12 protein-coding genes are annotated in these 8,537 nt (G+C 61.1%); 1 reads left to right on the top strand and 11 read right to left on the bottom strand.

Translation table 11 applies throughout. From position 1 onward, the window contains the following. The 5 genes from B7L72_RS09575 to B7L72_RS09555 form a co-directional block, all read right to left on the bottom strand. On the bottom strand, positions 1-239 hold a 239-nt coding region (locus B7L72_RS09575), incomplete at its 3' end, for a YfhL family 4Fe-4S dicluster ferredoxin (RefSeq protein ID WP_081194027.1). 27 nt (positions 240-266) lie between these two features. After that, complete coding sequence (gene coaD, locus B7L72_RS09570; RefSeq protein WP_081194025.1) at positions 267-746, bottom strand: pantetheine-phosphate adenylyltransferase; 480 nt, start codon at positions 744-746, stop codon at positions 267-269. A 121-nt stretch (positions 747-867) separates the two neighbouring features. After that, a complete protein-coding gene (locus tag B7L72_RS09565; protein ID WP_081194023.1) occupies positions 868-2,460 on the bottom strand; it encodes a GMC family oxidoreductase in 1,593 nt (530 codons plus the stop codon). Positions 2,461-2,473: 13 nt separating this feature from the next. After that, complete coding sequence (locus B7L72_RS09560) at positions 2,474-3,004, bottom strand: hypothetical protein (protein WP_081194021.1); 531 nt, start codon at positions 3,002-3,004, stop codon at positions 2,474-2,476. Positions 3,005-3,122: 118 nt separating this feature from the next. Beyond that, on the bottom strand, positions 3,123-4,562 hold the full coding sequence (locus B7L72_RS09555; RefSeq protein WP_081194019.1) for a coniferyl aldehyde dehydrogenase: 1,440 nt from the start codon (positions 4,560-4,562) through the stop codon (positions 3,123-3,125). Positions 4,563-4,693: 131 nt separating this feature from the next. On the opposite strand from B7L72_RS09555, the gene B7L72_RS09550 reads away from it, so the two are divergent. Then, positions 4,694-5,347 (top strand): TetR/AcrR family transcriptional regulator, encoded by a 654-nt coding sequence (locus B7L72_RS09550; protein WP_081194017.1) that lies wholly within the window; start codon positions 4,694-4,696, stop codon positions 5,345-5,347. On the opposite strand, the gene B7L72_RS18565 is transcribed toward B7L72_RS09550, so the two are convergent. The 6 genes from B7L72_RS18565 to B7L72_RS09530 form a co-directional block, all read right to left on the bottom strand. Beyond that, positions 5,330-5,701 carry an EAL domain-containing protein gene (locus B7L72_RS18565; RefSeq protein WP_176212867.1) on the bottom strand — a complete coding sequence of 124 codons (372 nt, stop codon included), beginning with the start codon at positions 5,699-5,701 and terminating at the stop codon, positions 5,330-5,332. The genes B7L72_RS09550 and B7L72_RS18565 overlap by 18 nt on opposite strands. After that, positions 5,701-6,327, bottom strand: coding sequence for a hypothetical protein (locus B7L72_RS18560; protein WP_176212866.1), 627 nt, complete (start codon positions 6,325-6,327; stop codon positions 5,701-5,703). The genes B7L72_RS18565 and B7L72_RS18560 overlap by 1 nt, the downstream gene beginning before the upstream one ends. A gap of 14 nt (positions 6,328-6,341) precedes the next feature. Further along, positions 6,342-6,515 carry a hypothetical protein gene (locus tag B7L72_RS18555; protein ID WP_176212865.1) on the bottom strand — a complete coding sequence of 58 codons (174 nt, stop codon included), beginning with the start codon at positions 6,513-6,515 and terminating at the stop codon, positions 6,342-6,344. A 65-nt stretch (positions 6,516-6,580) separates the two neighbouring features. After that, complete coding sequence (locus tag B7L72_RS09540) at positions 6,581-7,573, bottom strand: hydrolase (RefSeq protein WP_081194013.1); 993 nt, start codon at positions 7,571-7,573, stop codon at positions 6,581-6,583. Further along, complete coding sequence (rsmD, locus tag B7L72_RS09535; protein WP_081194011.1) at positions 7,570-8,166, bottom strand: 16S rRNA (guanine(966)-N(2))-methyltransferase RsmD; 597 nt, start codon at positions 8,164-8,166, stop codon at positions 7,570-7,572. The genes B7L72_RS09540 and rsmD overlap by 4 nt, the downstream gene beginning before the upstream one ends. After that, positions 8,163-8,537: M16 family metallopeptidase (locus B7L72_RS09530; RefSeq protein ID WP_139788492.1), on the bottom strand; the 375-nt coding region annotated here is incomplete at its 5' end. The genes B7L72_RS09530 and rsmD, both read right to left, overlap by 4 nt.

The following is an 8,537-nucleotide window of genomic DNA, read 5'->3' as shown; positions in this document are numbered from 1 at the left end:
TCCGTATACCCGTATTTTTCCATCAGCTCATCCTTGCTTTCGACATGGGCAGGATCCAGCGGAATGCAATCCACCGGGCACACCTGCTGGCACTGGGGCTCGTCATAGTGGCCGACGCACTCGGTGCACAGGTTGGGGTCGATCACATAAATCTCTTCGCCCTGAGAGATGGCGTTGTTCGGGCACTCGGGTTCACAGACATCGCAATTGATGCAGTCATCGGTAATGATCAGGGCCATGCAAATGCTCCGGAAAAGCGGGTGTTATCAGCCGTGATAGCGTTTGAGCAGGGCATCATGCACTGCCGGATGCACAAACTGGGAAATATCGCCGCCAAGGGAGGCAATTTCACGCACCAGGGTGGAAGAAATGTAAGAGTACTTTTCCGAGGGGGTCAGAAACAGACTTTCCACCTGGGGCGCCAGTTGGCGATTCATGTTGGCCAGCTGGAATTCATACTCGAAATCCGATACCGCACGCAGGCCACGCAGCAGGATATTGGCATCGACTTCCTTGACGAAATGCGCGAGCAAGGAGGAAAAGCCGACCACTTCCACATTCGGCAGGTGGCTGAGTACTTCGCGCGCCAGCTCAACCCGCTGCTCAAGCTCGAAGGCCGGGTTCTTCTTGTTGCTGGCGGCAACGGCAACCACTACCCGGTCAAAGAGTTTGGACGCCCGCTCGGCCAGATCAGTATGGCCTTTGGTGATGGGGTCGAAGGTACCAGGATAGAGTGCGGTATTCATCGGGCAATTCCAGAATCGAGGACGTGGACTGCAGATGGTAGCCCAACGTCTGGGCAGGGCCAAGCGGGCAAGACGGAATCTGTCGGGCACAGGCCCTGACAGATTCAGGTTGCTCGGCGTTTCAGGCCGTCAACTCGTCGCGCAGCTGGGTTGCCAGGCGACCGACCAGGCCGTAGATAGAGAGCTGCGGGTTGGTGCCAATGCTGGTCGGGAAGAGCGAGCCATCGAGCACCGACAAGTTACTCAACTGATGATGCCGGCCCTGACTGTTGACCACTGCTTGCTGCGGGTCCTCCCCCATGGCACAACCACCCATCACGTGGGCGCTGGCCAGGTTGACGTCATAGATGCGGTAGCTCAATTGCTCGACCTGGGTCTTGAAGTCAACAAAGGTGCGACTCAGGCGACCATGCGCATGCGCCGGCAACACCGCCTTGGCACCCGCAGCAAACTGTATCTCACCCATCGCCAACCAGGCTCGTCGCGCGCTTTCCCACAGGTAATCGTTCAGTGGGTAGTCCAGTGTCGGGCTGCCGTCCTTGCGAAGTTGCACGCTGCCACCCTGGCTCTGCTCATCAAAGCCATCACGCATCAGCGCGATCATCACATTGCTGTAGGCCAGGCGCTGCATGCGCTCGAAACTCTCCCGGCCATGCCCGCCAATGGTCGCGGCAGTGATACTCGGGTGGGTGGGTGGCACTTCCAGCTTGAAGCCCATGGGCCCAGTGGTGCCATTGTTCCACTGGAACTCATCGGAATAGATCGACTGGGGTGCCCCGTAAAAGCCATCAATGCGCTTGTCGAACTGCGCCACCGAGAAATTCACCGGGTGCAGGAAGGTACGCTTGCCCAACCGGCCATGGGGGTCGGGCGCGTCCGAGCGCAGCAGCAGAGCGGGCGAATTGATACCACCACCCGCCAGCACCACATGCTTGGCACTCAGGGTAACCCGTGGACCATCGGCGCGGGTCAGGGTGCTGTTCATACCCCGGGCCTCAACGCCGGTAACCTGATCGCCATTGAATAGCAGACGTTCGGCGCGCAGCCGATGGATCAGGTGCGCACCAGCATCCAGCGCCGCCGGCACGCTGGTTACCAGCATCGACTGCTTGGCATTCAACGGGCAGCCGGTACCGCAGTAGCCCAGGTTGGCGCAGCCGCGCACATTGCGCGGAATCACCGCCCAGTGCCAGCCAAGCTGCTCGCAACCGGCTTTCAGCACATCATTGTTGGCATTCGGCGGCACGGCCCAAGGCGAAATGCCCAGCCGCTCTTCGGCACGCTGGAACCAGGGCGCCATGCTGGCGCTGTCCAACCCGGCGACCTGATGCGCGTCGGCCCAGTGCTCCAGAGTCGCGTCAGGGGTGCGGAAACTGCTGGTCCAGTTCACTGTGGTAGTGCCACCCACACTCCGGCCCTGCAGAATCACAATGCCGTTGTCGCTGGTCGCACGCGCAGCGCCTTCCTGATACAGCTCGGCATAGGCCTTGGCCTCATTGCCCTTGAAGCTGCTGGAGGTAAACAGCCCACCTTCCTCCACCATCAGCACGCGCAGCCCAGCCTGGGCCAGAATCTCGGCGCTGGTCGCGCCGCCGGCACCGGTACCGATGATCAGCACATCTGCATCGAATCGGCTGTCGTTGTCCAGACTGGTCGCGTCAGTGACCTGCCAGCCGCGGGCAATGCCCTGGGTATAGATATCGGGTATCGACATGGAAGTATCCTGATCAGATGGCCGGCGGGCCGGGGTATTCGATGCTGTCCCAGGTTGCCGGCAAGGCATACCAGGCCACCAACAGCAGCTGCGTCAAAGCAGCATGGCCTTCACGCAGCAAAGCCAGCCGGCTATCGCGCCAGCGTGCCAGAAACGCAAGAACCTGCTCCGGTGAAGCATGCTCGAAACGGCCCCAGATACCCGTCATCGGCCCACGGGTAATGCCCATGCTGAGCAGGTCGAGCATCTCGTGAATGTCCTGATGAATCTGCGTGGACATATGCGCCAGGCTCCAGTCGAGCTGGCGCAGGGCCGCCGGGATCTGTGCCGGCATGGCAGGGTGCGGGCCGACCAGAGCGGGAAGAATCGCGCCCAGAATCGGCAGGTCGCTAGTGCGCAACACCTGGTAATCCGTGGCAGGTTCACTACTGCTGCAGCCGGTCAGGGTGGCCGTCATGCCGGCCGTGGTCAGTACCAGACTGGCCCCGGCGCCCAACTTGAGTAACTCCCGGCGGCTAAGCCGGGCCTGGGTGATGGAGGACATCGTTACCTCGCTAATGTGGCTGGGCCACTGTTATTGTTTTTTATCGATCTGCGGTTTTTTCGCTCAGAGCGCACATAGGTTACTGCGCTGTTGCATCAATTCGCTCACCAGCGCCATCTCAGCGAATAAACAACTTATAAACCCACTGCAGCATCTTTCCACCATAGGGTGGATAGATCGGCCGCGCACCATTGAAGCGTTGCTTGATGTAAACGCCCTTGGCCTTGCTGAAGGTCAGAAAACCCTCATGCCCGTGGTAATGCCCCATGCCCGACGGGCCGATGCCACCAAAAGGCATATCATCCTGCGCCACATGCAAAATAGTGTCATTGATGCACATCCCCCCGGCATGGGTAATCTGCATGATGCGCTGCTGATCGCTGCGGTCATAACCGAAGTAATACAGCGCCAATGGGCGCGGGCGGTCAGCAATATAGTCCAGCGCCTGCTGCAGATTCTGGTAGGGCACGATAGGCAGAATCGGACCGAAAATCTCCTCCTGCATCAGCGTCATCCCATCCGCAGTATCCAGCACCAGCGTCGGCGCAATAATCCGCGTATCAGCCAGATCCTCATTCGCCGGATTGATGGTAATCAGGCGCGCACCCTCACGCTCCGCCTGCTGCAACCAGTTACTCAAGCGCTGGTACTGGCGCTGGTTAATGATCCATGTGTAATCCGGGTTATCCCGCAGCGTCGGATACATCCTGCTCAGCCGCTGATGCAGCGCATCAACCAAAATATCCAGCTTATCTTCCGGGCAGAGCACATAATCCGGCGCCACACAGGTCTGGCCCGCATTGAACCCCTTACCAAAGGCAATACGCTCAGCGGCATCGGCGATTGGCATATCAGGGGCAATCAACGCCGGCGACTTGCCACCCAATTCCAGCGTCACCGGCGTCAGATTCTCCGCCGCCGCCCGCATCACATGACGGCCAATCTCGGTACCACCAGTAAACAGCAAATGATCGAAGGGCAACTTCGAGAAGGCCTGACCAACCTCTACCTCACCGGTAATCACCGCGACCTCATCCTCACCGAAACAGCTGGCCAGCATCTGTCGCAGAACAGTAGCCGTTGCCGGCGTGGACTCGCTCATCTTGATCAGCGCCCGGTTACCCGCGGCCAGTGCACCGACCAGAGGGCCAATGGCCAGATACAGCGGGTAATTCCACGGCACCATGATGCCGATCACCCCCAGTGGCTGATAGACCACCCGCGCTTTGCCTGGCTGAAAGGCTATACCCACCTGTCGACGCGAAGGTTTCATCCATCCGCGGAGTCGTCTAGTGGTGTATTTGATGGCTTCTACCGAAGGGAGCAGCTCGGCCAGCAGGGTTTCATCCGCGCTGCGGCGGCCAAAATCGCTATTGATTGCACTGATCAGAGGCTGTTGATACTCGAGCAGCGCCTGTTTCAAGTGCTTTAGTGCCTTGATGCGCTGCTCTGCCGATGGCATGGGCGCGGCGCGAAAAGCCTTTTGCTGCTGTTGGAAAACCCTGTGCATGGCCTCAATGGCTGCGGTGCTCTCGGGCGTTGGCTGCGCGGCGTTCATAATATCTCCGGTAGGCGGGTAGCAGCCTTGAGCAGCGCCGGGTTTCAGCGTTGGCACAGGTGCTGTATTGTTATGCTGAAAATTAGTCTAGAGTAAATGCTCTAACCTGTCAAACCGGTGCAAAAGCCCAGATGAAAACCCGTGAACGCATCCTGCAAGCCAGCCTGTCGCTGTTCAATGAGCAGGGCGAACGCCAGGTCACGACCAATCATATCGCGGCCCACCTGGGTATCTCGCCGGGTAACCTGTATTACCACTTCCGAAACAAGGAGCAGATAGTCGCCGAACTGTTCAACCGCTACGAAGCGCAAATTGCTGACAGCCTGGCACTGCCAGGCGAGCGCAGCCTGGTTGCCGAGGACAAGGTGCATTACCTGGAAACCCTGTTCCAGGGCATCTGGGACTACCGCTTCCTGCACCGGGAGCTGGAGCATCTGCTGCTCAGCGACCCTGATCTGGCGGCGCGCTTCCGTCCCCTTGCCCAGCGCTGCATTGCCCAGGGCCGGGCGATCTATCAGGGGTTGGTGGAGGCCGGCATCCTCTGCGCCGAGCGTACCGACCCTCAAGCGCTGGCAATCAATAGCTGGCTGCTGTTGACCAACTGGGTGTCCTTTGTCTGTTCGGTGGTCAGCAGCGAGCCGGGCCAGCCGCTGGACCAGCGTCTGTTGCGCCGCGGGGTGCACCAGGTACTGGCGCTGGAGCTCGGCCTGCTGACTCCCGAGGCCGCCGTCGTGGTCGAGCAGGCCATGGCAGACTTCTACCAGCCGTTACCGGGGCTCGACTGAGGTCGTCCTGGTTGCAGCTTTGCTGAGTGAGAGCCAGTCCTGCTCGGCCGTGGGCAGGAAGGCGCCGGGGGCCAGAATATCGCCACTGGCGGTCTGCCAGCGCAGCAAGAGTTCGCAGTGTTGACCACCACTGGCGCCTGCCAGCGGTATTATGGGTTGCGCATAGAGAACAAACTCATGGTCGCGCAGTCCAGCCTTGATGGCTTCTTGCAGAGTTTTTTGCCGCAGGCGTTCCTGGTTGGCATGTTCAGCGTGGTGCAGGCGGCAGAATCGGCTACCCGTCATACTGGCGGCCATGGCCAGGCCCTCCACCGCCAGGCGCAGCTCAGCGCTTCCGGCCTTGCCCTGCGGCATCAACACCATGCTGGGGCGCAGCAGCAGATTGGCGTGCTCAGCGCAAACGGGGCGACTATCCAGCTGCTGATAAAAGCTGAACACAATGGGCTCAACCTGAGGCATAGGCTCTTCCAGTGCTGCCGCATACAGGCCACGGCCAAGGCGTGCGTACTGGCCCAGACCAGCATGGGCACTAGCAGATAATTGGCAATCCAGCGGTATTCCGGGCTGGCCAGAAAGGCAATCAGGAGTACGGGTAACAGGCAGGCCAGCCATTGCCGCAGGAAGCGCCAGTCATCACTCTGGATGCGCAACCCCTGTTGCCGCAACGCTATAAGTAGAGGGGTGAACAAGAGCACCCCGATGGCGCTGGCAGTCCAGTAAAAGGCCGCGATATCCAGCCAATGGAAGTCGGCAAAGTCGCCGCTGGTTACAATCGCCAGACTGCCGAACAGGGCAGCACTGGTGGCGCCAGGGAGCAGGCCACGCAGATACAAGTTGCTCAGGTTGCTCAGGGCGCGATGGCTGCTCAAGGTCCAGCGGCCCGGCCAGTACCAGGCCAGCAGCCCGGGCAGGCAGGCTTCAGCAAACAGCAGTGGCCAGGTCCCGGGTGCCAGCCCTTGCAACCAGGCCCAGCCGATCATGCCGAGCCCGACGCTCAGGGTGCCAGGCGGCCCCAGAGCAGCGCCACCGCAACGGACAGCCCGGTAACCGGCCAGATCAGCGAGATATCACCGGCCACCGAGGTAAAGCGCGATAGCCAGGCCACAGCTAGCGTCAGCAGGGCAATGCCAATAAAGCGGATGATGCTGGCGAGTCCGGGAGACTGCATGGGCCGATCCTGTCAAAAGTTACTCGGCAGTATAGAAAAGCCGAAACTGGCTGACCACCGCTTGTTCAGGTACGCCCGCTCAAGACCGTATCCAGCCACTCTGGCATACGTCGCTCGAGATAATAGCTTGGTCGCCAGGGTGGCCCTTCGATAAAACCGACATGCCCGCCTTTGGGGTACAGCTCCATCTCGGTGCCGGGGGCCAGTTCAGCCAGTTCCGGCACTGTGTGGGGAAACACAAAAGGATCATCCAGCGCCTGGATGATCAGCGTGGGCACGCGTATAGCGGAGAGAAAATAGCGGCTGCTGCAGCGCCGGTAGTAATCCTCGGCGCTGGCAAAACCATGCAGCGGGGCAGTAACCCGGTGATCGAAATCCCAGAAACTGTCCATACCTTCCAGTGAGCCGATGGCGCTGAGCCGGGCGTGCTCGGCGTGCAGGCCCTGATGGGCAAAGAGTCGCTGCTTGTTGCGCGTATAGGCCAGCAAGTCGCGCAGAAAGCGCGTCTGGTAAACGCGGGAAAAGCCCTGGCGGATGCGGTCGGCGCACTGATCGAGACGAAAAGGCACGGAAATCGCTGCTGCAGCACGCAGTCGGCAATCCGAACCGGTTTCGCCGAGGTATTTAAGCAATACATTGCCGCCCAGCGAATAACCAACGGCAGCCAGGGTGCGCTCGGGTTGTTGCTGGCTGAGGTAAGCAACCACCTCGGCAAGGTCTTCGCTGGCGCCGGAATGGTAGCTGCGTGCACGCTGGTTGGGTTCCCCCGAGCAGCCGCGCCAGTTGACCGCCACGCTGGGCCAGCCCTGGGCTGCCAGCGCCCGTTGCTGGCCGAGAATATACAAGGAGCTGGAGCTGCCGGTCAGGCCGTGCAGCAGGATGACCAGCGGCGCATCCGGGCTATCTGGCCCGTACCAGTCCAGATCGAGAAAATCGCCATCGCTCAGGGTCAGGCGTTCGCGCCGGCGTTGCAGTCTGGGTGCGCGCCGGAACAAGACGCTGAACAGGGTCTGGCTATGCCCGCCAGGCAGCCAGCGTGCCGGGCGGAACAGGCTCATGCCTGGCGCTGCCACAGGCTGTAATGCACCTGGCCGGCGCGCTTCTCGCGGTGCAGATGCCAGCTGGCCGGCAGTGCCAATTGTGCCGGGCGCTGCTCGCTTTCCAGGTAGATCCAGGCGCGGCTGGTCAGCCAGCCATTGGCTTCCAGCGCCTGGCAGGCAGGCAGCAACAGATCCTGATGGAAGGGTGGGTCGAGAAAGGCAATCTCATAGGGCGCCGCTGGTGGCGTGGCGAGCAGGCTGAGGGCGTCCTGCTGACGCACCTCACCGCGCTCGCAGTGCAAGGTCTGCAAATGGCCGCGCAGGGTATTGACCACGTCGCGGCTGAGGTCACAGGCCAATACCTCGGCAGCCCCGCGCGACAGGGCCTCCAGCGTCAGCGCACCGCTGCCGGCAAACAGATCCAGGCAACGGGCATCCTCGACCTGGCCGCTGAGCCAGTTGAACAGGGTTTCACGCACCCGGTCCGGGGTGGGTCGCAGCCCGGGCAGGGCGTTGAAGGCAAAGCGTCGGCTGCGCCACTCACCGGCAATGATGCGCAGCTCGCCACGCTCGGTGGGCGAAAAGGCCCTGGATTTCTTTGCCCGGCTCATGCCTCATCCTCCGGTGTCTGGCCCAGGGTGATGATCAACCGCTGGTCGGCAGGCAGGCGCTGCTGCAGCACGCTGCGAATCTCCTCCAGGGTCAGGCTTTCGATGTCACTGATCAGTTGCTGGAACTGATCGGGCGGCAGGCCATAGAAGCCGTTGGCCGCCAGTTGACCGACGATGGCGCTGTTACTGGCGGTGCCCAGCACAAACTGGCCGAGCAATTGACGCTTGGCGCGGGCCAGTTCGTCCTCGGTCGGGCCTTCGGCGATAAAGCTGTCCAGGGTGTCATTGATCACCTCGAGCGCCTCGGCGGTCTGGTCACTGCGCGTTTGCATGCTGATCATGAAGGGCCCGTTGCTGGCCATGGGAATGAA

This window comes from Halomonas sp. BC1, from assembly GCF_002078135.1.
Taxonomy (GTDB): Bacteria; Pseudomonadota; Gammaproteobacteria; order Pseudomonadales; family Halomonadaceae; genus Vreelandella; species Vreelandella stevensii.
The sequence above is the reverse complement of the archived record's forward strand: the minus strand, read 5'-3'. Positions and strand labels throughout refer to the sequence as shown.

What these genes read in the sequence shown, in the direction of transcription:
- B7L72_RS09555 (WP_081194019.1), bottom strand. Translation starts at nt 4,562, where the DNA reads ATGAACGCCGCGCAGCCAACGCCCGAGAGCACCGCAGCCATTGAGGCC.
- B7L72_RS09560 (WP_081194021.1), bottom strand. Translation starts at nt 3,004, where the DNA reads ATGTCCTCCATCACCCAGGCCCGGCTTAGCCGCCGGGAGTTACTCAAG.
- rsmD (WP_081194011.1), bottom strand. Translation starts at nt 8,166, where the DNA reads ATGAGCCGGGCAAAGAAATCCAGGGCCTTTTCGCCCACCGAGCGTGGC.
- B7L72_RS18555 (WP_176212865.1), bottom strand. Translation starts at nt 6,515, where the DNA reads ATGCAGTCTCCCGGACTCGCCAGCATCATCCGCTTTATTGGCATTGCC.
- B7L72_RS09550 (WP_081194017.1), top strand. Translation starts at nt 4,694, where the DNA reads ATGAAAACCCGTGAACGCATCCTGCAAGCCAGCCTGTCGCTGTTCAAT.
- B7L72_RS09540 (WP_081194013.1), bottom strand. Translation starts at nt 7,573, where the DNA reads ATGAGCCTGTTCCGCCCGGCACGCTGGCTGCCTGGCGGGCATAGCCAG.
- B7L72_RS18565 (WP_176212867.1), bottom strand. Translation starts at nt 5,701, where the DNA reads ATGCCGCAGGGCAAGGCCGGAAGCGCTGAGCTGCGCCTGGCGGTGGAG.
- B7L72_RS18560 (WP_176212866.1), bottom strand. Translation starts at nt 6,327, where the DNA reads ATGATCGGCTGGGCCTGGTTGCAAGGGCTGGCACCCGGGACCTGGCCA.
- B7L72_RS09565 (WP_081194023.1), bottom strand. Translation starts at nt 2,460, where the DNA reads ATGTCGATACCCGATATCTATACCCAGGGCATTGCCCGCGGCTGGCAG.
- coaD (WP_081194025.1), bottom strand. Translation starts at nt 746, where the DNA reads ATGAATACCGCACTCTATCCTGGTACCTTCGACCCCATCACCAAAGGC.